Source organism: Moellerella wisconsensis ATCC 35017 (assembly GCF_001294465.1).
GTDB lineage: Bacteria > Pseudomonadota > Gammaproteobacteria > Enterobacterales > Enterobacteriaceae > Moellerella > Moellerella wisconsensis.
In genome coordinates, this window is record NZ_LGAA01000016.1 from 155,088 (window position 1) to 178,418 (window position 23,331).

General features: G+C 43.9%; 20 protein-coding genes. 14 read left to right on the top strand and 6 right to left on the bottom strand.

The annotated features are described in order from the left end of the window. Nucleotides 1–82: 82 nt before the first annotated feature. Nucleotides 83–640, top strand: a complete 558-nt coding sequence (locus tag M992_RS07885; protein WP_072165930.1) for a GNAT family N-acetyltransferase — start codon at nt 83–85, stop codon at nt 638–640. Between the two features lie 86 nt (nt 641–726). On the opposite strand, the gene mnmC is transcribed toward M992_RS07885, so the two are convergent. Beyond that, complete coding sequence (mnmC, locus tag M992_RS07890; RefSeq protein WP_053908046.1) at nt 727–2,796, bottom strand: bifunctional tRNA (5-methylaminomethyl-2-thiouridine)(34)-methyltransferase MnmC2/FAD-dependent 5-carboxymethylaminomethyl-2-thiouridine(34) oxidoreductase MnmC1; 2,070 nt, start codon at nt 2,794–2,796, stop codon at nt 727–729. A gap of 197 nt (nt 2,797–2,993) precedes the next feature. Between mnmC and fabB the strand changes: the two genes are divergently transcribed. Next, nucleotides 2,994–4,211 carry a beta-ketoacyl-ACP synthase I gene (fabB, locus tag M992_RS07895; RefSeq protein ID WP_047256096.1) on the top strand — a complete coding sequence of 406 codons (1,218 nt, stop codon included), beginning with the start codon at nt 2,994–2,996 and terminating at the stop codon, nt 4,209–4,211. 166 nt (nt 4,212–4,377) lie between these two features. Here the strand turns inward: fabB and M992_RS07900 are convergent, their stop codons facing one another. Then, on the bottom strand, nt 4,378–5,304 hold the full coding sequence (locus M992_RS07900; RefSeq protein WP_053908047.1) for a DMT family transporter: 927 nt from the start codon (nt 5,302–5,304) through the stop codon (nt 4,378–4,380). 184 nt (nt 5,305–5,488) lie between these two features. Here M992_RS07900 and M992_RS07905 point away from each other — a divergent pair, with 184 nt between their 5' ends. The 11 genes from M992_RS07905 (at nt 5,489) to M992_RS07955 (ending at nt 16,627) form a co-directional block, all read left to right on the top strand. Next, the gene (locus M992_RS07905) at nt 5,489–6,286 is read left to right on the top strand and encodes an AraC family transcriptional regulator (RefSeq protein WP_053908048.1); all 798 of its coding nucleotides are present in this window, start codon (nt 5,489–5,491) and stop codon (nt 6,284–6,286) included. 75 nt (nt 6,287–6,361) lie between these two features. Then, nucleotides 6,362–7,489 (top strand): 4-phosphoerythronate dehydrogenase PdxB, encoded by a 1,128-nt coding sequence (gene pdxB, locus M992_RS07910; protein WP_053908049.1) that lies wholly within the window; start codon nt 6,362–6,364, stop codon nt 7,487–7,489. Between the two features lie 46 nt (nt 7,490–7,535). Then, the gene (locus M992_RS07915; RefSeq protein ID WP_053908050.1) at nt 7,536–8,549 is read left to right on the top strand and encodes an aspartate-semialdehyde dehydrogenase; all 1,014 of its coding nucleotides are present in this window, start codon (nt 7,536–7,538) and stop codon (nt 8,547–8,549) included. Next, complete coding sequence (truA, locus tag M992_RS07920; RefSeq protein ID WP_053908051.1) at nt 8,549–9,370, top strand: tRNA pseudouridine(38-40) synthase TruA; 822 nt, start codon at nt 8,549–8,551, stop codon at nt 9,368–9,370. Before M992_RS07915 ends, truA begins: the two co-directional genes overlap by 1 nt. Nucleotides 9,371–9,663: 293 nt before the next feature. Continuing rightward, nucleotides 9,664–10,338, top strand: a complete 675-nt coding sequence (locus tag M992_RS07925) for a DedA family protein (RefSeq protein WP_053908052.1) — start codon at nt 9,664–9,666, stop codon at nt 10,336–10,338. Between the two features lie 114 nt (nt 10,339–10,452). Further along, complete coding sequence (gene accD, locus M992_RS07930; protein ID WP_053908053.1) at nt 10,453–11,436, top strand: acetyl-CoA carboxylase, carboxyltransferase subunit beta; 984 nt, start codon at nt 10,453–10,455, stop codon at nt 11,434–11,436. Further along, on the top strand, nt 11,429–12,736 hold the full coding sequence (folC, locus tag M992_RS07935) for a bifunctional tetrahydrofolate synthase/dihydrofolate synthase (protein ID WP_053908054.1): 1,308 nt from the start codon (nt 11,429–11,431) through the stop codon (nt 12,734–12,736). Before accD ends, folC begins: the two co-directional genes overlap by 8 nt. 10 nt (nt 12,737–12,746) lie before the next feature. After that, nucleotides 12,747–13,457: a cell division protein DedD gene (dedD, locus tag M992_RS07940; RefSeq protein WP_053908055.1), complete on the top strand. Its 711-nt coding sequence runs from the start codon at nt 12,747–12,749 to the stop codon at nt 13,455–13,457. 312 nt (nt 13,458–13,769) lie between these two features. Further along, nucleotides 13,770–14,273, top strand: a complete 504-nt coding sequence (gene cvpA / locus M992_RS07945) for a colicin V production protein (protein ID WP_047256106.1) — start codon at nt 13,770–13,772, stop codon at nt 14,271–14,273. Between the two features lie 14 nt (nt 14,274–14,287). Then, nucleotides 14,288–15,805: an amidophosphoribosyltransferase gene (gene purF / locus M992_RS07950; protein WP_047256107.1), complete on the top strand. Its 1,518-nt coding sequence runs from the start codon at nt 14,288–14,290 to the stop codon at nt 15,803–15,805. A gap of 249 nt (nt 15,806–16,054) precedes the next feature. After that, nucleotides 16,055–16,627, top strand: coding sequence for a UbiX family flavin prenyltransferase (locus M992_RS07955; RefSeq protein WP_047256108.1), 573 nt, complete (start codon nt 16,055–16,057; stop codon nt 16,625–16,627). Between the two features lie 121 nt (nt 16,628–16,748). Here M992_RS07955 and M992_RS07960 read toward each other — a convergent pair whose 3' ends face one another. Then, complete coding sequence (locus M992_RS07960; RefSeq protein ID WP_053908056.1) at nt 16,749–17,660, bottom strand: TIGR01777 family oxidoreductase; 912 nt, start codon at nt 17,658–17,660, stop codon at nt 16,749–16,751. Between the two features lie 153 nt (nt 17,661–17,813). Continuing rightward, on the bottom strand, nt 17,814–18,428 hold the full coding sequence (locus M992_RS07965; protein ID WP_047256110.1) for a glutathione binding-like protein: 615 nt from the start codon (nt 18,426–18,428) through the stop codon (nt 17,814–17,816). Between the two features lie 335 nt (nt 18,429–18,763). Between M992_RS07965 and yfcD the strand changes: the two genes are divergently transcribed. Further along, nucleotides 18,764–19,396, top strand: a complete 633-nt coding sequence (gene yfcD, locus M992_RS07970) for an NUDIX hydrolase YfcD (RefSeq protein ID WP_082335402.1) — start codon at nt 18,764–18,766, stop codon at nt 19,394–19,396. A gap of 331 nt (nt 19,397–19,727) precedes the next feature. On the opposite strand, the gene pta is transcribed toward yfcD, so the two are convergent. Both pta and ackA read right to left on the bottom strand, forming a co-directional pair. Then, nucleotides 19,728–21,863 (bottom strand): phosphate acetyltransferase, encoded by a 2,136-nt coding sequence (gene pta / locus M992_RS07975; protein WP_174721761.1) that lies wholly within the window; start codon nt 21,861–21,863, stop codon nt 19,728–19,730. 91 nt (nt 21,864–21,954) lie between these two features. Next, nucleotides 21,955–23,157 (bottom strand): acetate kinase, encoded by a 1,203-nt coding sequence (gene ackA, locus M992_RS07980; RefSeq protein WP_053908058.1) that lies wholly within the window; start codon nt 23,155–23,157, stop codon nt 21,955–21,957. Nucleotides 23,158–23,331: the final 174 nt, after the last annotated feature.

The window sequence follows — 23,331 nt, forward strand, 5'->3', positions numbered from 1 at the left end:
TCCCTGAATTTAAATCCAAACTTGCTATTTATCATGGCTCTCTCTCTTAACTCTCAACTCTCAACCAACTGATAAATTCATTATGTCTTCTATTTTTTCTGTTCGCCCAACTCATCCCGCTGAAGCCCCATTATTAACCGAGATAGAGCGCAGCGCCGCACAAATTTTTTTGAAGGATACTGAATACGCTTGGATAGCCACCAGCGAGGTGCAATCGGTTGAAGTACATCAACAGTTTATTGCTAACCATGCCAGTTGGGTCGCTGTGGAACCCGATACCGCACAGCCGATAGGATTTATTAATGTGCAGTATTTTGATAATAAGTGTGCTGATAATAAATGTTCGGCCAATAATTTACATATTTGTGAATTATCAGTCGCACAAAAATGGCAAGGCAAAGGGGCAGGAGGGGCATTGATGGCGTTTATTATCGCGTATGCTAAACAGCACGGCATGGCAACAATTAGCTTGACCACTTTTCGCTATGTGGTTTGGAATGCCCCTTATTATCAGCGCTTAGGCTTTGTGATCCTCGATGAACATCAATTGCCCCCCACATTAACGGCAATATTACAGCGCGAAGCGGCGGCAGGTTTTACACCACACAGCCGCTGCGCGATGCAGCGATTGTGTGAATGAAAAACAAAGAATAAATTATTCATGCAGCTAATTGTGATAAATTTTGCGCGAGTGGCCCAGCATCATTATCGCCATTGTTATCCGCTTTAATTTGGTTCTTGCCATAAAAGTTTGGTGGTAACCGTACGGCCGCGCAATAATTTTTTAATCCAAAAACGATTGGGATTTAAATCGGCCAACGTTTCATCATCCAGCGGCAGTGGCTCGGCAAAAATTTGCGCAGCAATAATTTCTGCACATAATGGCGCACTGCATAAGCCACGCGAGCCCAATGCGCCGTTAACAAACAAATTTGGCCATATCGCGGCTTCAGCAATCGGTTGTTGCTGCTTAATTTGTTGTGCCAGTGTGGCATATTGGCTTATTAACTGCTCAAAATGAGGGACATTACCGACCAGCGGCAGATGGTCACGGATCACACCTCTTATTCCTTGGCGAGATTTTTTCTCTGAAATATCAATATCTTTAGTCCAGTCTACTTCAGGAAGACAATCAAGTAAGCGCTGTTTGTTTTGTTGCTGTTCTTCCTCATGATAGTCGGTATCTATTCCTTCACGCTGATAGCTGGCTCCTAAACAATGTTGCTGATAGTGTGGGTCCACCGGGGTAAGATAGCCGTCATAGCACAGTACGCTATCGAGTTGCTGTAAGCGCGGGGTGCTAGGAATATGGCTAACTTGGCCGCGTGTTGCGGTTACCGGTAAACGTTCAGTTTGAGCAAATTGAATTAATGCATGCCCATTAGCAATCACCACCACAGAATGGTTACGCTGCTGATGCCCGGCGGGGGTATCTATGCCCAGTTGCCAATTCTCATCGTCGAGAGACAGTTTTACCACGCGATGATTAAAGTGGACAACTAAACCTTGCTGTTGCAAATGTGCCAATAAATTCTGGCAAAGTTCCGCCGGTGATAGCCAACCGCCTAAGGCATAATGTATCCCATCATGACCGACATCCAAACCGCAAATAGACTGTAATTGCTGGCGAGTTAGGGGTTGAGCGAAGTCGGTTGGCCATTCTATTTGTTGTATAGCGGTAATTTTTTTTAGCGTTTTTTCATCATAAGCCAATTGAGTAACACCACACCATTGATGGCTAAAGCTAACCCCTTGCTGATTTAAGCGTTGATAAAATCGACGAGCGTAGGGAAAGGCTGCAATGAAAAACCGCTCCAGCGGATCATCGGCACCATTTAATAACGGATATAGTGCACCTTGCCGGTTACCTGAACCATTAAGCGCCACATTATTATCTTGGCAATACAGGGTGACTTGCGCGCCTCGTCGCATTAAGGCTTCTGCGGTAGTTAAGCTAGCGATGCCGCCACCAATAATGGCGATATCGGGTTTATTATTCATCGAGCTGTAGCTTGCGGGTTTGCGGCAATACCAAGGTCGCGGGGCTTTTTTTTCTACTGCGGATAAATAGCCGGTCAGCATTTCACGTTTGCGACCATAACCTTTTATTTTTTTCAGCGTAAAGCCCGCACTTTGCAAACCACGGCGTACCATACCTGCCGAAGTAAAGGTAGCAAAAGTGCCATTTTCGCGCATTGATCTCGCCATGCTAGTGAACAGTTGTTCGCTCCACATGGCGGCATCTTTCGACGGAGCAAAGCCATCTAAAAACCATGCGTCAATATGATTGAATAAAGTAAAATCGAGCGCGGGCAATAGCGTGTTAATGTCGCCGAACCATAAATCTAAAATCACCGCGCCATTATCCAGTTCAATTCGATGATTGCCGGGTAACGGCAGGGGCCACTGCTGGCACAGCTGCTCAGTGAACGGCTTCAACTCCGGCCATCGTTGATGTGCTGCCCGTAAATCTTCAACTTGTAAAGGGTATTTTTCAAGACTGATAAAGTGCAGTTGGCGCAGTGCGGCGGTGGGGTTTTGTTGGCGGAATTGCTTAAATGATTGCCACAGTGTGATAAAGTTCAGGCCAGTGCCAAAGCCAGTTTCTGCAATAACGCAGTCGTGCCTTGGATGAGTTTTAAAGCGTTCAGGAAATTGGTTACCGGCTAAAAACACATAGCGGCTCTCTTCGAGGCCATCTTGATTAGAAAAATAGATATCATCAAATTGTTCGGAAATCGGTGTTCCATCCTCATTCCAGCTTAGTTTGGCGCTATGAACGGTCGTTTTTTTCACGCAAGTACCTGTGATGTTAAAAACAATACTGAATTTTAACTGGCTTAGTCGGGTGGTGCTACCTTAAGGGAAAAAATTTTTAATTTTAGATAAAAAATACATTTATTTACCCTGATCGGACTTGTTCAGCTTACAAGTGTACGCTAAAGTGCTGGTATATAATCCCGTAAACATATTATAAAGACATGAGGTAATGAATGAAGCGTGCAGTAATCACTGGCCTGGGTATTGTTTCCAGTATTGGTAATAACCAGGAAGAAGTACTGGCTTCTCTGAAGGAAGGTCGTTCCGGGATCACTTTCTCAGAAGAATTTAAACAGGCGGGGATGCGTAGTCACGTCTGGGGCAATGTCAAAATGGATACGGATAAAACCAGTATCGATCGTAAAGTTCGCCGTTTTATGAGCGACTGCTCGGTTTATGCGTATTTAGCGATGGAACAAGCTATTGCCGATGCTAAATTAACTGAAGAACAAGTGTCTGATTTCCGTACCGGTTTGGTGGTTGGTTCTGGTGGCGGTTCACCACGTAATCAGGTTGCGGGTTCTGACGGTATGCGCGCCAAAGGATTACGCGGCGTAGGTCCTTATATGGTGACTCGTGCGATGGCTTCTGGCGTATCTGCATGTCTAGCAACCCCATTTAAAATTAAAGGTGTTAACTATTCAATCAGTTCCGCTTGTTCAACTTCAGCGCACTGTATTGGCCATGCGGTTGAACTGATCCAATTAGGCAAGCAAGATGTAGTTTTTGCCGGTGGCGGTGAAGAACTTAGCTGGGAAATGAGCTGTGAATTTGACGCAATGGGTGCATTATCAACCAAATACAATGAAACACCAGATAAAGCCTCACGGACTTATGATAAAGATCGTGACGGTTTTGTTATCGCTGGCGGCGGCGGTATGGTAGTCGTTGAAGAGCTAGAACATGCACTGGCTCGTGGTGCACATATCTATGCTGAAATCGTCGGTTATGGTGCGACTTCTGATGGCGCCGACATGGTTGCTCCTTCCGGCGAAGGCGCGGTGCGCTGTATGAATATGGCACTGCAAACTATCGATGGTCCTGTGGATTATATCAATACTCACGGAACATCAACTCCAGTCGGTGATACAAAAGAACTGGAAGCTATTTGCGAAGTATTTAGCGATCATTCTCCAGCGATTTCAGCCACTAAAGCAATGACGGGTCATTCTCTGGGCGCAGCTGGCGTACACGAAGCTATCTATAGCTTGCTGATGCTGGAACACGGTTTTATTGCACCAAGTATCAATATTGATAACTTAGATGATAAAGCGGAAAAACTGAATATTATTACTCAGCCAACCGAACGTGAACTGAACACGGTAATGTCTAATAGCTTTGGTTTCGGTGGTACTAACGCGACTTTAGTTATGAGTAAATATAAAAAATAATTATTGCTCAGCGTATAAAAAATGTTATTAGTCACTGAGTGAGAGATAAAATCAAACTAATAGCGTTAACCAGATAATAAAAAGCCTCGTGATTAAAATTATTAATCCGAGGCTTTTTTCATGGTCACAGCATAGTAGATTTTTGCATTTTAATAACTATTGATTTTTATTTATTGCTTACGCCTGTACGCTCACTTGCTATTTTTTTGCGGCTAAATATTTGAGTTAGCGGGGTACGTAATTGTTGTGCCAACATTACTCCCAGTAATACCACGCCACCACCGATAAAATGATAGCTTTTTAATTGTTCATCTAAAGCGAATACAGCAATAATGGCGGTGAATACTGGTGCTAAATTCATAAAAATTGAGGTAGTGTTTGCTCCTAAGCGAATAACGCCTTGGATCCATAAAAACGGCGCAATAATCGAGGCCGCAATCCCTGCAAAGGCGACCAAGCCGATATTGTGCCGATTTAACGAAACATCGTCGGCCAATAAGAAATTAGGCAGCAGTAAAATCACGCCAAATAAAATTTGAATATACAGCGAATCCCAATTAGCGACAGGAATGGCCCAGCGTTTAGTGAGTACGCCGTATAGCGCATAAGCCGCAGAGGCAATCAGCATCATTAATTCACCGGATCCCAGCCCATGCTGTAACAATGATGTAGGATTTCCTTGGCTTACCAGCCAGCTTAAACCGAGTAATGAGAGCACGGTTCCGAGTGCGATACCCACGGTAGGGATCACTCGTAAGACAAAAATACTGATTACTACGGTCAATAGTGGGATTAATGAATTCATAATTCCCATGAACGTCGCGCTAACACTATGGGCGGCATAATAGGCTAAGCTTTGATACAGCATCATGCCGAGCGCCCCTAGAATGGCGAATTTCCACCAATATTGGACTATAACTTGGCGGTTCTTCCATACCGAGCGGATGACAAAAGGTGTCATGACTAACAATGCCATGGCCCAGCGATAAAACGATATAGCGGCAGGATCGATAGCTTCAGAGGCCGCTTTATTTACAATGGCATTCATCGACCATAATAAAACCGCAATCAGCGGAAATAGAATATTTTTCATTTTAACTCAACTCGTTATACGACGCACCTTTTTGTACGAATATCGTACAAAATAGAATTTAACCCAATTAATTCGATCAATACTAGTCAACACTGATCGGCAGTATACACTTGTCTGGTTTATAATATATACCTATAATCAGACAACTGATAATGGTTTCCAGCCAATCTTAAAAGGGCGGAAAATGAAGCATACACAGCAAGTGCAACTGACATGTCATCAAATAGATGAGCCCCAATTAATTGCTTGCCGTCAGGAAAGTATTGATAAAACGACGGAGTTCTCCTCACATACACACCCGTTTGGGCAGTTATTGTATGTGGTATGCGGCATTATGGAGATGGTTGTCGAAGGGCAGCATTATATTGCTCCGCCTGAATTTTGTATTTGGATCCCCGCGCAAACCGAGCATTCCAGTTATAATAAAAGCAGTGTGAATTTTCAAATTATTGATTTCAATCATCAGCTTAGCGGCCAGTTTCCAGCATATACTTGTGTTATTCGTCTAAGCCCAATTTTTCGCGCAATCATGACGGATTTGTATTCGCGTAAAGTTATTGAACCTGAGAGCCCAGAAGATAGACGGTTAGCGCAGGTATTGATTGACCAATTGAAATACTTACCCGCAGAAGATAGTTATTTACCTGGCACTAAAGATAAATTCTTAGCACCAATCCTCAGCGCATTACAGCATGATCCCGCCAATAATGACTCACTAGCTTGTTGGGCAAAGCGTGGCTATACCTCGGAACGGACGTTATCGCGCCGTTGCCAGCAAGCGCTGGGTATGTCATTTAGTGAATGGCGTCAGCGCTTACGTTATCTGCATGCGGTTGCGGGATTAACGCAAGGAAAAACTATCCATCAAGTAGCATTGGATGTTGGATATAGCTCCTCGTCGGCTTTTATCACCATGTTTCAGCAAATTTCTGGGCTGACTCCCGAGCGTTTTCGCAATAAAGACAAGCTAAACAGTAACTGATCGTAGGTTTTACTGGCTTAACGTGGCAAAATGACGAGTTAAAATATGTATCCCAACAGTCATAGGATAGCTGCCGTGAAAATCTTAGTTGATGAAAACATGCCTTACGCCGAAGTTTTATTTAGCCGATTAGGCGAAGTTAAAGCGATACCGGGGCGCCCGATTCCTGTTGCCGAACTGCGACACGCCGATGCATTAATGGTGCGCTCAATTACTAAAGTTGACCCGGCACTATTAGCAGGCACGCCCGTCAAGTTTGTCGGTACCGCGACCGCTGGTTTTGACCATGTAGATATCGACGGATTAACACAAGCGGGCATTGGATTCTCCTCAGCACCGGGCTGCAATGCGATTGCGGTAGTTGAATATGTTTTTTCAGCCTTAATGATGTTGGCGCAGCGTGATAATTTTGATTTGCGCGATAAAACCGTCGGTATTATCGGTGTGGGAAATGTGGGGGGACGCCTAGCGGCACGACTCAAGGCCTGGGGGGTTAAGACATTATTATGCGATCCGCCTCGTCATGATAAAGGCGATAAAGAAGATTTTTTGCCGTTCGAACAGCTTTTAGCTGAGGCCGATGTCTTAACTTTTCATACACCATTGAACAAATCTGGCGAGTACCGGTCCTATCATCTACTTAATGAGCCGGCGCTGGAAAAGTTACCCGATGAGACAATTATCATTAATGCTAGCCGAGGGGAAGTAGTTGATAACCAAGCGTTATTAAAACAACTCAAGGCGGGGCGAAAATTCAGTGTTATTCTGGACGTGTGGGAACCTGAACCTAATTTATCGATTGAATTAATGGCGTTAGTGGATATCGCGACGCCTCACATCGCGGGTTATTCGTTAGAAGGTAAAGCGCGAGGTACGACACAGGTTTTTGAGGCTTATAGTCAATTTCTAGGGTTATCCCATCAAGTTGAATTATCTGATTTATTGCCTGTCCCCGAATTTGACACAGTGACATTACGTGGTGAGCTTACCCAAGACAGATTAAAACGACTGATCCATTTAGTTTATGATGTGCGCCGCGATGATGCGCCTTTGCGAAAAGTAGCGGCGATGGCTGGGGAATTTGATAAATTACGTAAAAATTATCCCGAACGCCGTGAATGGTCGTCTCTATGCGTGGCGTGCGATAACCGTGAAACATTGGCGCAACTTACTGCGTTAGGGTTCACAACCCAGTTAATTTGAGGGTGCATTTGCACCATCTTAGTTTTCAATATTGGAGAAAACAGCAATGACAGAAGGTTGGAATATTGCTCTGTTAGGCGCAACAGGTGCGGTCGGCGAAGCCATTTTAACATTATTACAGCAGCGTGAATTTCCTGTGGGCGAACTGTATCTACTCGCCAGTGAACGCAGTGCCGGAGAGAATATTCGCTTCGAGGGTAAAAGTTACTTGGTTAAAGATGTTGCGGATTTTGATTGGTCCCAAGCACAGATAGCTTTTTTTGCAGCAGACGCAGAGGCCTCAGCTCAATATGCTGAAATCGCAGCACAAGATGGCTGCATCGTAATTGATTGCAGTGGGTTATTTGCCATGGAACCCGATGTTCCTTTAGTGGTACCGACTGTTAACCCAGCAGTGCTAGCGGACTATCGCAATCGTAATATTATTGCGGTGGCAGATAGCCAAGTGAGTCAATTATTAACCGCTATCAAACCGTTAATGGATGTTGCTGGCTTAGGACGTATCACGCTAACTAATTTATTATCCGTTTCTGCGTACGGTAAAGCCGCTATCGATGAGTTGGCTGGCCAGAGCGCACGGTTACTAAACGGTGTTCCCGCCGAAGAAGGGAGTCGCTTTAGTAAGCAATTAGCATTTAATATGTTGCCATTGCTTGCTGATAGTGAAGGTGCGGTACCCGAGGAACGTCGTTTAGTTGATCAAGTGCGTAAAGTTCTACAAGACGAAGGCCTACCGGTGGCGGTTAACTTCTTACAATCTCCAGTATTTTACGGCAACGCACAGACTGTTCATCTAGAAACTTTACGTCCTATCGGCGCTGAAGAGGCGCGAGATGAGTTACAAGGTTTTGATGATATTCAAGTCACCGATGAAAATGATTACCCAACCCAAGTCACTGAAGCCTCAGGTAATGAGTTACTTAGCGTGGGGTGTATTCGTAATGATTACGGTATTCCAGAAATTATTCAATTCTGGTCAGTCGCCGATAATGTGCGCTTTGGCGGCGCATTAATGGCCGTAGAAACAGCAGAAAAACTGACCCAGGAGCAGTTCTACTAATGTTGACAAATGATCAAGCGCCAGTATTAAAGATAGCTTTGGGCGTTGAGTACGATGGTAGTGGTTATTATGGCTGGCAGCGGCAGTCAGATGTTGAAAGCGTACAGAGTCGGCTTGAGGCGGCGTTATCTAAAGTCGCCAATGAGCCGATTAATGTATTTTGTGCAGGCAGAACCGATGCAGGTGTACATGCCACAGGGCAAGTGGTGCATTTTGAGACAACGGCTCAGCGGAAAGGATCAGCGTGGACGATGGGGGTCAATACGCATTTGCCCGCTGATATCGCAGTACGTTGGTGCCATGCCGTTTCTGCTGATTTTCATGCTCGTTTCAGTGCCACAGCGAGACGCTACCGCTATGTTATTTTTAATCACCGCTATCGTCCGGCTGTATTATCGCGTGGTATGACACATTTTCATTATCCGCTGGATGAAAAACGCATGCATATCGCAGCGCAGGCCTTACTGGGCGAGCACGATTTTACCTCGTTCCGTGCGATGCAATGCCAATCTAAATCTCCTTGGCGTAATATGAAACATATTAAGGTAACGCGTCACGGCGATTATGTGGTTGTGGATATTAAAGCCAATGCATTTGTTCACCATATGGTGAGAAATATCGTAGGCAGTTTGTTGGAAATTGGTTGTGGTAATCAGGATATTGATTGGATGGCCAAATTATTAGCGATGAAAGATAGAAGTAAAGCGGCAGCCACAGCTAAAGCTGAAGGTCTCTATTTAGTCGCGGTCGATTATCCGGCAGAATTCAATTTACCGACCCCGGTGATGGGGCCTCTATTTTTGGCAGATGATTTAGTATAATCGGCGATAATTGCATTTTCTGCTGAGTGTTCAATTGATAAGTATTTAATTGATAATATCATTTCGATACTATAATGAGCATTCAGCGGATCTAGCAAAAGAAACTATGTTTAAACTTAACAAGTTTAAATTTAACAAGTTTAAATCTAACAATAGGCAATCACGCGCGATTAAATAAAGTGCAGGTAGTAAGTTCTGATTATTTATGTCTATTGTCGATTTAGAATCGGACTGAAATTTTAAATTGACTATTCTACAGGGCAGCAAGGATGCTGTTTGTAACGAGGAAATGTATGGAATTTATTACCTTTATTATCGATTTTATTCTGCATATTGATGTTCATCTGGCTGAATTAGTTGCAGAATATGGTACTTGGGTCTACGGCATATTATTTTTGATTTTGTTTTGTGAAACTGGACTAGTGGTGACCCCATTTTTACCGGGAGATTCTCTGCTGTTTGTTGCCGGTGCAATCTCGGCATTGGCATCCAATGATCTCAATATTCACCTTATGGTGGTATTAATGATTATGGCGGCGATTATTGGCGATGCGCTGAATTATACTATCGGCCGTATTTTCGGTGAGAAATTATTCAGTAATCCAGAATCTAAAATTTTTCGTCGGAGCTATTTAGATAAAACCCATACGTTTTATGAAAAACATGGCGGTAAGGCCATTATATTGGCGCGTTTTGTACCCATCGTCAGAACTTTCGCGCCATTCGTTGCAGGAATGGGCAAAATGTCATATCGTCACTTTGCTTTTTACAATGTCACAGGTGCACTGCTTTGGGTAATTTCGTTTACTTATGCGGGCTACCTGTTCGGTGATTTACCGGTGGTACAACAAAACCTCAAGTTATTGATTGTGGGCATTATTTTTGTTTCTATCTTACCGGGAGTGATTGAAATTATTCGTCACCGCCGTGCGGCAACTAAAGCTAAACGCGTAAATGCACAAAAATAAATCAACCCTTAAACAGGTTTGATCAGTTTTTTATCCACAGTGAGATATCATTGTGGTTTAATGGCATAAAATACTCACTGGTGAATGCCAAAAATCAGACAGAAAGGTCCATTAATGAGCTGGATTGAGAAAATTTTAAAAAAGAGCAACCTAACCCACTCGCATAAAGCCAATATCCCAGAAGGTGTCTGGACGAAATGCGATAGCTGCGGACAGGTATTATATGGCGCTGAATTAGAGCGCAATTATCAAGTTTGTCCGAAATGCGACCACCATATGCGCATTCACGGCCGTCAGCGTCTGGAATCATTTTTAGATGAAGGCAGCATGACAGAGCTGGGAAGTGAGCTTGAGCCTAAAGATTTATTAAAATTCCGTGACTCTAAAAAATACAAAGATCGTATCTCTGCTGCTCAGAAAGAAACCGGCGAAAAAGACGCGATTATTGTAATGAAAGGAACTCTGAAAGGCATGCCGGTTGTTGCAGCAGCCTTTGAATTTGCTTTTATGGGCGGTTCAATGGCTTCTGTTGTCGGGGCACGTTTTGTCCGTGCGGTTGAACAAGCGTTAGAAGATCATTGCCCACTGGTTTGTTTCTCTGCCAGTGGTGGTGCTCGAATGCAAGAAGCCTTGATGTCCTTGATGCAAATGGCAAAAACCAGTGCAGCCTTAGCAAAAATGCAAGAGCGTGGTTTACCTTACATCTCAGTAATGACTGACCCAACAATGGGCGGAGTCTCTGCCAGTTTGGCGATGCTGGGCGATATTAATGTCGCTGAGCCTAAAGCGTTGATTGGTTTTGCCGGCCCGCGAGTTATTGAACAAACCGTACGCGAAAAATTACCACAAGGTTTCCAGCGCAGTGAATTCTTAATTGAAAAAGGGGCGATTGATATTATTATTCGCCGCCCTGAAATGCGGGATAAATTAGCCAATATTTTAGCAATGTTAACTAATCAGCCCAATCCACAAGGTTCAGAGCCAGAAGTGATTGAAGACGAGCTTATTGTGACTATCGACGGTGAAAATAGCGTCGATATGGCAGAGCATGAGGCTTTGGGAACCGCAGAAACTAAATCAAAGAAAGATAATGCATAACCCAAGTAATATTCCACAGGCTACGTCTTCTTTGGAGATGTGGCTAAGTTATTTGACTGATCTGCATAGCCAAGCGATTGATATGGGGCTTGAGCGTGTCGGAGAGGTGGCACGTAAAATGGGATTGGTGAATTTTAATCAATCCACGCCAACTGGGCAGGGTAAAACAAAAGTTATTACTGTGACTGGGACGAACGGCAAAGGCACCACGTGTCATACACTTGAGTCTATTCTGCTGGCGGCCGGGCTAAAAGTCGGTGTTTATAGCTCCCCGCATTTGGTTCGTTATACCGAGCGTGTGCGTATTCAAGGACAAGAGCCGACAGAATCAGCATTTTGTCAGGCCTTTGCTGAAATAGAAACCCAACGTGCAGATATTTCGCTGACCTATTTTGAATACGGCACGTTAGCGGCTTTAAAGCTGTTTAAAGATGCTCAGCTAGATGTATTGATTTTAGAAGTTGGGCTTGGTGGTCGGCTGGATGCTACCAATGTAGTGGATTCTGATATCACGGCTATTACCAGCATCGCCCTTGATCACACCGATTGGTTAGGGTCTGATCGTGAACATATCGGCTATGAAAAAGCTGGTATTTTCCGCGCGGGTTGTTATGCGGTGATTGGCGAACCGGACATGCCGAAATCTATTCAGCAAGTTGCGGATCAGCTCGGTACTCAGTTGTTCCGTCGCGATAAAGAGTGGTGCTTCACTCAGAATGCCGATAGCTGGTCATGGCAAACTGCTGAGCGTCAATACGCGCATTTACCCCTGCCTAACGTTCCGTTAGCTAATGCCGCCACTGCGCTCGGTGTATTGCATTGTATAATGAAAATCGATCCCGAATGGCAACAGTTACTGACCGAAGATATTATTCATAACGGATTGAGATCGGCTCAATTACCAGGTCGTTTTCAGATAATCAATCGTCAACCGCTAACAATCCTCGATGTGGCGCATAACCCCCATGCGGCAGGTTATTTGGTCGCTAAACTGGCTGAATTACCTAAGATTTCTGGATGTCGGATCCGCGCTGTCATTGGCATGTTAGGTGATAAAGATATTGCTGGTACCTTACAATGTTTAGCCACGCAAGTTACAGATTTTTATGTGGCACCATTAACCGAGTTTCGAGGTGCTGAAGCCGCTGTTTTAGCGCAATATTTGCCTGAAGCACAGGTCTTTGACAGCGTTGAATCTGCATGGAAACAGGCTCAAATTGACGCCAAGCAACACGATATTATCGTGGTGTGTGGTTCTTTTCATACTGTGGCACATGTCATGACATTATTGGAAAAATAGGGGATTACCGGTGGCCAGTAAATTTCAAAATCGCTTAGTCGGAGCCATTGTTTTAGTGGCTGCAGGGGTGATTATTCTGCCTGCATTACTTGACGGTGATAAGAAATATAATGAAGACCAGTTTGCATCAATTCCTATTGTGCCAAAGCCGGGTGATGAAGAAGATATCGAGGCCATTGCTCCGATTAGCCAAACAGGTCCTGCTGCCATTTCTGAAAATACTTCAGAAGCGATGCTCTCCGAGGCGCTGACGGAGCAAGTTAAAGAAGGCAGTGCGATTGCTGGGCAAGTTTCGGGACAAAATATTCAGGTGGCGGTAAATCCTAAATCTGAATCGAAACCCGAACCTAAACCGCAGCCAAAGCCTGAGCCAAAACCACAGTCTAAACCCGAGCCTAAACCTGAACCTAAGCCAAAATCTGAGCCTAAGCCTCAGCCAGTGCAGGATACAGCCGCTAAAGCAGAGGTAAGTGCGCCTCAAGGGCACGGATATGTGGTTCAGCTTGGGGCATTAACCAATGCGGGAAAAGTTGAGGAAATTATTGCTAAATTGCGTTTTTCTGGTTACTCGGCGTATACCGTGCCTTCATCCCCAGTTAATGGTAAATTAACGCGAATTTTTGTCGGCCCTGATGCTTCAAAACAAAAATTACAAAACTCATTAGCTGAGTTGAAACGTATTTCGAGTTTAGATGGTGAAGTTAGACCCTATAAACCGTAACTGATAGCGTCAATTTAAACGATAAATGATGGGCGGCTTCTTATTTATCCGGTGATAACCAGTGTGATAATAACTGGCTTATCAATTTATCCGGAATAAATTTGTTGGTCGCCTTTTGCGATCTAGGCATAAATAGTTTGGAGATAAGTGAGGTTAGCAATTCAGAAAGTAACTAACTAATTGCAGTTATTATAAATTTTAAATTTCACTGCTTATTTTTTAAATTAGGGCAAAATTTGGTTACGCAAACGTTTTCGTTTTCTGTTAAAATGCACTCACACCTTGCTGGGTGTTTTAATTTTGGGATAAAAGATGGTTTGGATTGATTACGTCATTATTGCCATAATTGGCTTCTCAGCAGTGGTAAGCCTGATCCGTGGCTTTGTTCGTGAAGCACTTTCGTTGATTACCTGGGGCTGTGCCTTTTTTGTCGCCAGCCAATTTTACTCTTACTTAGCGGTTTATTTTACGCGCTTCGAAGATATTATGGTACGTAACGGAGTGGCTATCGCAGCACTGTTTATCGCGACATTGATTGTCGGAGCCGTTGTTAACTATGTGATTAGCTCGCTAGTTCAACGTACTGGATTATCAGGTACAGATCGTGTTCTGGGGATTTGTTTTGGAGCGTTACGCGGTGTATTGATTGTATCGGCGCTGTTATTTTTTCTCGATACTTTTACTCCGTTACCTCAAAGTGAGGAGTGGCAGCGTTCAGAGCTGATCCCGCAGTTCAGTCATATAATCAGGTGGTTTTTTGACTATCTGCAAAATGCGTCAAGTTTCCTGCCGGAGAATATCTCTCCGCGTGGCTGATGAGGAAAGACTAAATGTGCGGTATTGTCGGTATCGCCGGTGTTTCACCGGTAAACCAATCAATTTATGATGCGTTGACGGTGCTTCAACATCGTGGACAAGATGCAGCGGGCATAGCAACTATTGATGACAACAATAATATACGCCTGCGTAAAGCGAACGGTTTAGTAAAAGATGTATTTGAAACCCGGCATATGCTGCGGCTACAAGGTTCGGTGGGGTTAGGCCATGTGCGTTATCCAACCGCCGGTAGCTCAAGTGCTTCAGAAGCACAGCCTTTTTATGTCAATTCACCTTTTGGTATAACGCTGGCGCATAATGGTAATTTAACCAATGCACATGAGTTAGCGAAGCAGTTATTTGAAACCGCTCGCCGCCACGTTAATACCTCTTCAGACTCAGAAATTTTATTAAATGTACTGGCATTCGAACTGGATAAATTCGATCATTTCCCATTAGAGCCAGATAATGTGTTCTCTGCCGTTGCTGCAATGCATAAAAAGCTCCGTGGCGCTTATGCCTGTGTTGCTTTGATAATCGGTCACGGTATGCTGGCATTTCGTGATCCTCACGGTATTCGTCCGTTGGTGTTAGGGCGTCGTACACTGGAAAATGGCCGAGAAGAGTATATGGTAGCCTCGGAAAGCGTGGCTTTAGATACCCTCGGTTTTGAATTCTTACGTGATGTTGCTCCGGGTGAAGCGGTTTATGTCACCGAAAAAGGTCAGTTATTTACCCGTCAATGTGCTGAAAATCCACAATTGACCCCATGCCTATTTGAATATGTCTATTTTGCTCGCCCAGATTCTTTTATGGATAAAATTTCTGTCTATAACGCGAGGTTGCGGATGGGACAAAAACTAGGGGCCAAAATTGCTCGCGAATGGGACGATATTCATATTGATGTGGTGATCCCTATCCCTGAAACGTCGTGTGATATTGCATTAGAGATCGCGCATATTTTAGATAAGCCTTACCGACAGGGATTTGTTAAAAATCGTTATGTTGGCCGGACATTTATTATGCCGGGTCAGCAAGAACGTCGTAAATCAGTACGTCGTAAGCTGAATGCGAATCGAGCAGAATTTCGCGATAAAAATGTATTGTTAGTTGATGACTCAATCGTTCGCGGCACTACCTCTGAACAGATTGTTGAGCTAGCGCGTGAAGCGGGGGCTAAAAAAGTCTATTTTGCTTCTGCTGCGCCAGAAGTTCGCTTCCCGAATGTGTATGGTATTGACATGCCAAATGCTAATGAATTAATCGCTCATGGACGAGAAATCAATGAAATTCGCCAATTAATTGGTGCCGATGGGCTGATTTTTCAGGAGTTAACCGATTTAGTGGCTGCAGTGCATGAAGAAAATCCAGACATCGACACTTTTGAGTGCTCTGTCTTTGATGGCATCTATGTGACCAAAGATATAGATCAGACCTATCTTGATTATGTTGAAAATCTACGCCGAGATGACGATTCAAAGGTAAAAGACCAGCATGAAATTGAAGATTTAGAAATTTATAATGAAGGCTAAATGTTGATGCTAGTCGATATTAGCCGGTATCGTGGCAAATATTGATTAATAACACTTTGGTAAAAGGAGCACTTTGGTGCTCCTTTTTGTTATCGGTCTATTGGTTTTTATAGTCGCGCTTATGGTGAGGTAGTTGGGTTTCGCGTCGATCATTTATCCTCAAAACCTTTAGCAGTAATTGGCTAAATAAGCTGATAAAATCAGTTACTCGGCCGTGGCCAAATTTCACTTTGATTAATGAGAGACGAAATGAAAAAACTGATCATTGGTATTACCGGGGCGAGTGGTGCGATTTACGGCGTGCGGTTATTGCAAGTATTAAAGCCGATTGCTGAGGTCGAAACGCATTTAGTCATGAGCGCTGCCGGTCGCCAAACGTTGGCTCTTGAAACCGAGTATAGCTTACGGCAGGTGCAAGAATTAGCCGATCATGTTTATGATAGCCGTGATATCGCTGCTGCTATTTCGTCAGGTTCATTTCGGGTTGCCGGTATGGTGATTATGCCTTGTACGATGAAAACGCTGTCAGGGATTGTACACAGCTATACCGATACTCTAGTGACACGTGCTGCTGATGTGGTATTAAAGGAAGGCCGAAAATTAGTTCTCGGTGTGCGAGAAACTCCTTTGCATATTGGGCATTTGCGCTTGATGGTGCAAGCGGCTGAGATGGGGGCAATGATTATGCCGCCGATGCCTGCGTTTTATCATTTACCGCAAACCATACAAGATATTGTTGATCAAACGGTCAATCGGATCCTTGATCAATTTGATATAGAACCCGAACAACCGTTATTCCAACGTTGGCAAGGCGCGAAGTAACTGAGACTTATTATGCTTTATTCTCCACCACCTACCTTTGCTGAAGTGGTGGCTTTGGTATAAGGTCAACGCTACGCATCATCATTTTTACCACATGCATCATGGCCTTTCAAAGCGTGGCCTATTTTGCCGTCGAATTAAAGATATCGTTTAGCGCATCTGAGATGTAAGAAAACTCAAAGTTAAATCCAGCTTGCTGCAGATGCGCTGGGAGCGCGCGTTGACCCTCTAAAACTAATACTGCCGATTCGCCCATGATAGCTTGAATCACTAATGCGGGTACCCGCATGAAGGCTGGCCGATGAAGTACTTTTCCTAGCGCGCTGGCAAATTGTGCATTGTGAACAGGATTAGGGCTAGTTAAGTTAAAAGGCCCAGAAAGCGTTGAATGATCTAATAAAAAGATAATGGCATTTACCATATCATTCAGGTGTATCCACGGCATATATTGGGTACCGCGGCCTATTGGCCCTCCGACTCCCCATTTAAACGGCGGCAACATTTTTCCCAAGGCTCCGCCATTTTTGGCTAGGACAATTCCAGTTCTTAATAAACAGACTCGAGTTTTTGGGCTTTCTGCCTGTTGTGCGAGTTCCTCCCAGCGTTTGCATAACTGGTGAGTAAATTCGTCATGCGCTGGGCTTTGTTCTGTCAGTATTTTTTGGTCGTGTCCGCTGCCATAATAACCAACGGCAGAGCCAGAAATTAATACCTGAGGAGGTTGGCTGCTGGTATTAATCAGCGTAGCTAATCTTTGAGTGATCTCCCAGCGGCTAGTGCATAATCGTTGCTTTTGTGCCGCCGTCCAACGTTTATCAGCTATCGGTTCACCCGCCAGATTTATCACTGCATCAAATTGATTTAAATCGGTTATATTTTGTAACGATCCTAAATGGTTTACTGCGCGACAAAATTGGCTGTACACTTTTTGTGGTGAGCGACTAAGAACAGTGATTTGGTGCGATTGATGGATCAGTTGCTGAATTAATCGCGTTCCAATTAATCCTGTGCCTCCAGTGACAAGAATGTGCATAATATCCTCCTGCGGTTATCCCTGTGGTTTGATTCTTGTGCGTGCTAACGATATTAGGTATAGCATTAGACGCCGCTGCCGGATACCTTTGTCTTTCAGGTCGATAAATTTTTCAGATAAGTTAGGTGTGTCATCATCGAGCCAATATATCGCTTAGGCAAAAGTACGCTGTGTCGCCGGGCGTTGTTCAATCACCTCAAACCAACGTTTTACCGCCGGATAGTCGTTTAAATCAATGTGATGATGTTCATGAAATTTAGCCCAAGGGAATGTGGCAATATCAGCGATACTGAACTCATCGCTGCCTAAATAAGCGGTTTTTTCTAGTTGGCTATTTAATACGCGATATAAACGCTCGGTTTCTGTTTGATAGCGCTGGATAGCATAAGGGACTTTCTCGGAGGCATATTGAGTGAAATGATGATTTTGCCCAAGCATCGGGCCGAATCCGCCGACCTGCCAAAATAGCCATTGTAATTGTGCGACGCGCGTTCTGATATCGCGGCTTAGTAATTGGCCGGTTTTGTCCGCCAGATAGATCAAAATTTCCCCAGATTCAAAGATAGAAATAGGTTGTCCACCATCAGTAGGTTGGGTATCGATAATCGCCGGAATTTTATTGTTCGGTGAAATAGCTAAAAAATCGGGCGCAAATTGGTCACCTTGGCTAATATTAATTGGATGGATTGTATATTCCAGCCCAGTTTCTTCCAAAAATAGCTTAATTTTGTAACCGTTGGGCGTTGCCGCATAATAGAGATCAATCATAAAAACCTCGCTATGTTATTGGTCATTATTGAGTCAATGACAGACAAATTTATACTTTAGGTTAATATTAGTATAACCATTATTAAGAATAACTATAGATTACATTAACATTAGTTAGCAACTTAAAGAGTAAGGCATCAAATTTTAAGTGAAGCGCTTGCAAGGTGGGCAGGAAAAGCATATTTTGTAGCGCATAATTCAATGTAAATTGTTTATAATAAATGTGTTACAGCAATTTCTGATTATTTCAGAACAAGTTATGATTATTTTAAAGTACGTAAACGTCTACGGCATGAACAGCAAATTAATAAGCTGATATAAAAAAGGTTTTGAGGATGGAACAACAAGATACCGAAGTGGTTGAATGGGTGGATATCGTTGATGAAAATAACGAGGTTATCGCACAGGCAACACGGCAGCAGATGCGCTCTCAAAATCTGCGTCATCGAGCAACCTATATTGTTGTTCATGATGGCATGGGCAAAATATTAGTACAGCGTCGAACTGCGACCAAAGATTTTTTTCCTGGATTATTAGATGCTACAGCCGGTGGGGTGGTTACTATTAATGAAACCATGCTGGATGCCGCGAAACGGGAAGCCGAAGAAGAATTAGGTATTGCTGGCGTCCCTTTTGCTGAGCACGGTGTGTTTTATTATGAAGTTGAAAGCTGCCGTGTTTGGGGCGGATTATTTAGTTGTGTCAGTCATGGGCCATTCGCTTTGCAGGAAGCTGAAGTGGTGGAAGTGAGCTGGTTGACACCGACCGAAATTACCGCACGTTGTGATGAGTTTACCCCAGATTCATTAAAGGCATTATCGCTCTGGTTGACGCGTAATAATGATTTTACTAAAGGAATAAATTGCGCCGATCGAAACGTAGATCGCGATATCGAACGTAGCGTAGAAAAAAACCTAGAAAGTCATACCGATAGCAGCGAAAATAGCTATATTGATAAAAACCAATAACGTTTTTAGTTGATCTATTATTGATATAAAACGGGATAATTTGGTTTATTCCGTTTTTATGTTTCATCTTTAATTGCCTTTATATCCGCAATATTTATTTTTTCCGTATTATATCCCTCTGGCCCATTTCATTTTTTATATATTTCATTTGTTATATCGATTTTTTATTCAATGGTATGTATTGTGGCTCTATTTATCTACGGCAAAGAAATAACCGTGATTTGCTCTAAAACATAAGAAATAAAAGGCAATAAAGCGCAATAAAAAAGGCACCCTAAAGGATGCCTTAATACACGGACTGTCAAATCAGCATTAACGTAAATAAATTAAATTATTCAGCCTGTGCTTCAGCCTGAGCTGCTTGAATAGCGGTCAGTGCAACGGTGTACACGATATCATCAACTAACGCACCACGAGATAAGTCATTGACAGGTTTACGCATACCTTGCAGCATTGGACCGATAGAAACCAGATCCGCCGAGCGTTGTACCGCTTTGTAAGTCGTATTACCGGTATTCAAATCTGGGAAGATGAATACGGTGGCTTTACCTGCAACAGGAGAGTTTGGTGCTTTAGATTTAGCCACATCAGCCATTACCGCAGCATCATACTGTAACGGACCATCTATCATTAAGTCAGGGCGTTTTTCTTGTGCTAAACGCGTCGCTTCACGTACTTTCTCAACATCACTACCTGCACCAGAGTTGCCGGTGGAGTAAGAGATCATCGCAACACGTGGCTCGATACCAAATGCTTTAGCTGAGTCAGCAGATTGGATGGCGATTTCTGACAATTGTTCTGCGGTTGGGTCTGGATTGATAGCACAGTCACCGTAAACAAAGACTTGGTCTGGCAGTAGCATAAAGAATACGGAAGAGACTAATGAGCTGCCAGGCGCAGTTTTGATCAATTGAAGTGGTGGACGAATCGTATTGGCAGTGGTATGAACCGCACCAGAAACTAAGCCGTCAACTTCGCCTTTTTCCAGCATCAGAGTACCTAGAACTACGTTATCTTCCAGCTGTTCACGCGCAACAACTTCGGTCATGCCTTTGTTTTTACGCAGTTCAACTAAACGAGGAACGTAGATTTCACGGACTTTAACTGGGTCAACCAGTTCGATACCTGTACCCAGCTCGATACCTTGAGCAGAAGCAACACGGCGGATTTCTTCTGGATTACCTAACAGCACACAATTGGCAATTCCACGCTCAGCACAAATAGAGGCTGCTTTGATAGTTCTTGGCTCATCGCCTTCTGGCAGTACAATACGTTTGCCAGCTTTACGTGCTAGTTCAGTTAATTGATAACGGAAAGCCGGTGGTGACAGACGGTTAGGGCGCTCTGAATCGGCAACAAGTGATTCAATCCATTGGCTACTGATATGGCGAGCAACATAGTTTTGAATCTGTTCGATACGGTCATGGTCATCAGATGGGACTTCGAGACTGAAACTTTGCAGATTCAGTGAAGTTTGCCAAGTGTTTGAATCAACCATAAATACAGGCAGACCGGTGGCGAATGCTTGTTCACATAAACCACGGATAGGTGCATCGATTTGATAACCTCCCGTCAGCAAGATGGCACCGATTTCTACGCCATTCATCGCTGCAAGACATGCAGAAACTAAAACATCTGGGCGGTCAGCAGACGTGACTAACAGTGAACCAGGGCGGAAATGTTCCAGCATATGTGGAATACTGCGCGCACAGAAGGTGACTGATTTTACGCGACGAGTTTTAATTTCGCCTTCGTTAATAATGCTTGCGCCTAAATGTTTAGCCATATCGATTGCACGGGTCGCAATGAGATCAAAATTCCAAGGAATAGAGGCTAAGATTGGCAGCGGGCTGTTTTCAGCTAATTCTTTAGGATCGATATTAGCAATCGTTGCTTTGCTTGAATCGTCAAAGATTTCAGACAAGTCAGGGCGAGTACGGCCTTGCTCATCAACCGGTGCGTTAACTTTGTTAACAATCACACCGATAATACTTTCATTGCGTTGGCCACCAAATTCAGAACGAACTAATTCTAAACGTTCATGCATTTGGCTTGGAGAATTGTTGCCCGGTGCGGTAACAAATACGATTTCTGCACCCAGCGTTTTAGCAATGTTGTAGTTCAACGATTGAGCAAATGGATGCTTACGTGTAGGCACCAGACCTTCAATCAAGATGACTTCGGCATCTTTAGTATTCTGGTGGTAACGCGCCACAATCTCTTCCATCAGAACATCTTTTTGGTTGCTGGTCAGTAATGACTCAACATAATCCATGTTCAAGGGTTCGATAATGGTGTTGTTGCTAGAGTGTGCGCGCAGAACTTCAGTGGTTTGGTCTTTGTTGCCATTGCGTGGTTGAGCGATAGGCTTGAACATGCTCAGGCGAACGCCTTTCTGTTCCATTGAGCGTACGACACCTAAACTAACGCTGGACAAACCAACACTGGTGCCGGTCGGAATTAACATAATTGTACGGGACACGGGAACCTCTTTTTATCGGTTGCTCTCTACTTAAAACAGTACCGCCAGCGGATTAGGCTGGCGGTTTTTAACACTATTATGCAGTCAGGCGAGCTGAATCTTGTGCAATAACCAATTCTTCGTTGGTTGGGATAACCAAAGCAGGGCGGCTATTATCGGTAGTAATCAGACCTTCTTTACCGAAACGAGCGGCTAAGTTACGTTCTGTATCAAGTTCAAAACCAAGCAGTGCCAGTTTATTCAGCGTTAATTCACGAACGTGGGCTGAGTTCTCACCGATACCCCCGGTAAAGATAATTGCATCCAGACGGCCTTCCATCAGCGCCGCGTAAGCACCGATGTATTTAGCTAAACGGTGACAGAACACGTTCATTGCACGGGTTGCGTCAGCTTTAACTTCATAGTTATCTTCAACATAACGGCAATCACTGGTAACACCAGTCAGACCCAGTAGACCCGATTCTTTAGTCAGCATTTTGTTGATTTGGTCAATGCTCATGCCCAGCGAATCATACAGATGGAAAATGATAGCAGGGTCGATATCACCGCTACGCGTTCCCATAACCAGGCCTTCCAGAGGGGTCAGACCCATTGAAGTGTCAACGCATTGGCCGTTAACGATAGCAGAAACTGAACCGCCGTTGCCTAAATGGCAAGTGATGACATTCAATTCTTCAACGGGTTTATTCAGTGTTTTAGCCGCTTCGCGAGAAACATAGAAATGGCTAGTACCGTGCGCACCATAGCGGCGAATGCTGTGATCTGTGTACAAGTTGTACGGCAGAGCATACAGATACGCTTCTTCAGGCATGGTTTGATGGAATGCAGTATCGAAAACAGCTACGTTTTTACCCACTAAATGAGGGAAGGCTTTACGCGCTTCTTCGATACCGATCAGATGAGCCGGGTTATGCAGTGGAGCAAAAGGAATAGCGGCTTCAATGCCTGCGATAACTTGGTCATCGATCAGAACAGATTTAGTGAATTTCTCACCACCATGAACAATACGGTGGCCGATAGCGGCTATCTGTGCTGACAGTTCAGGTTTTTCAGCAAGAATGGTGTTTACAATGAAAGTCAAAGCTTCACTGTGCGCAGCGCCAGCACCTAAAGCAGCTTCGTGTTTAGCGCCGTCCATTTTCCATTTTAAACGGGCTTCAGGCAAATTGAAGCACTCGGCTAAACCAGATAAATATTCTTCGCCATTTGCAGGGTCGATGATAGCAAATTTAAGTGAGGAGCTACCGCAGTTTAGAACCAGTACCAGCTTACTTGACATGGAAATACCTATTGTTGTTTGTTGTTGTATAGTCATCTTGCTGTCATTCAGCACAATAAAAAATTACGCCGAAATAGGCAGAAAGACTTTTGTGAGCAAAATTTTGCTTAATTTTTAGTTTATGTAACATTGCTATAGAGCGTAGCGCTGTAAAGACTAGCGCATTTTTCAACT

What these genes read in the sequence shown, in the direction of transcription:
- M992_RS07900 (WP_053908047.1), bottom strand. Translation starts at nt 5,304, where the DNA reads ATGAAAAATATTCTATTTCCGCTGATTGCGGTTTTATTATGGTCGATG.
- M992_RS07925 (WP_053908052.1), top strand. Translation starts at nt 9,664, where the DNA reads ATGGAATTTATTACCTTTATTATCGATTTTATTCTGCATATTGATGTT.
- purF (WP_047256107.1), top strand. Translation starts at nt 14,288, where the DNA reads ATGTGCGGTATTGTCGGTATCGCCGGTGTTTCACCGGTAAACCAATCA.
- M992_RS07905 (WP_053908048.1), top strand. Translation starts at nt 5,489, where the DNA reads ATGAAGCATACACAGCAAGTGCAACTGACATGTCATCAAATAGATGAG.
- ackA (WP_053908058.1), bottom strand. Translation starts at nt 23,157, where the DNA reads ATGTCAAGTAAGCTGGTACTGGTTCTAAACTGCGGTAGCTCCTCACTT.
- M992_RS07960 (WP_053908056.1), bottom strand. Translation starts at nt 17,660, where the DNA reads ATGCACATTCTTGTCACTGGAGGCACAGGATTAATTGGAACGCGATTA.
- cvpA (WP_047256106.1), top strand. Translation starts at nt 13,770, where the DNA reads ATGGTTTGGATTGATTACGTCATTATTGCCATAATTGGCTTCTCAGCA.
- M992_RS07955 (WP_047256108.1), top strand. Translation starts at nt 16,055, where the DNA reads ATGAAAAAACTGATCATTGGTATTACCGGGGCGAGTGGTGCGATTTAC.
- accD (WP_053908053.1), top strand. Translation starts at nt 10,453, where the DNA reads ATGAGCTGGATTGAGAAAATTTTAAAAAAGAGCAACCTAACCCACTCG.
- truA (WP_053908051.1), top strand. Translation starts at nt 8,549, where the DNA reads ATGTTGACAAATGATCAAGCGCCAGTATTAAAGATAGCTTTGGGCGTT.
- fabB (WP_047256096.1), top strand. Translation starts at nt 2,994, where the DNA reads ATGAAGCGTGCAGTAATCACTGGCCTGGGTATTGTTTCCAGTATTGGT.
- M992_RS07885 (WP_072165930.1), top strand. Translation starts at nt 83, where the DNA reads ATGTCTTCTATTTTTTCTGTTCGCCCAACTCATCCCGCTGAAGCCCCA.
- yfcD (WP_082335402.1), top strand. Translation starts at nt 18,764, where the DNA reads ATGGAACAACAAGATACCGAAGTGGTTGAATGGGTGGATATCGTTGAT.
- M992_RS07915 (WP_053908050.1), top strand. Translation starts at nt 7,536, where the DNA reads ATGACAGAAGGTTGGAATATTGCTCTGTTAGGCGCAACAGGTGCGGTC.
- folC (WP_053908054.1), top strand. Translation starts at nt 11,429, where the DNA reads ATGCATAACCCAAGTAATATTCCACAGGCTACGTCTTCTTTGGAGATG.
- pta (WP_174721761.1), bottom strand. Translation starts at nt 21,863, where the DNA reads ATGTTAATTCCGACCGGCACCAGTGTTGGTTTGTCCAGCGTTAGTTTA.
- M992_RS07965 (WP_047256110.1), bottom strand. Translation starts at nt 18,428, where the DNA reads ATGATTGATCTCTATTATGCGGCAACGCCCAACGGTTACAAAATTAAG.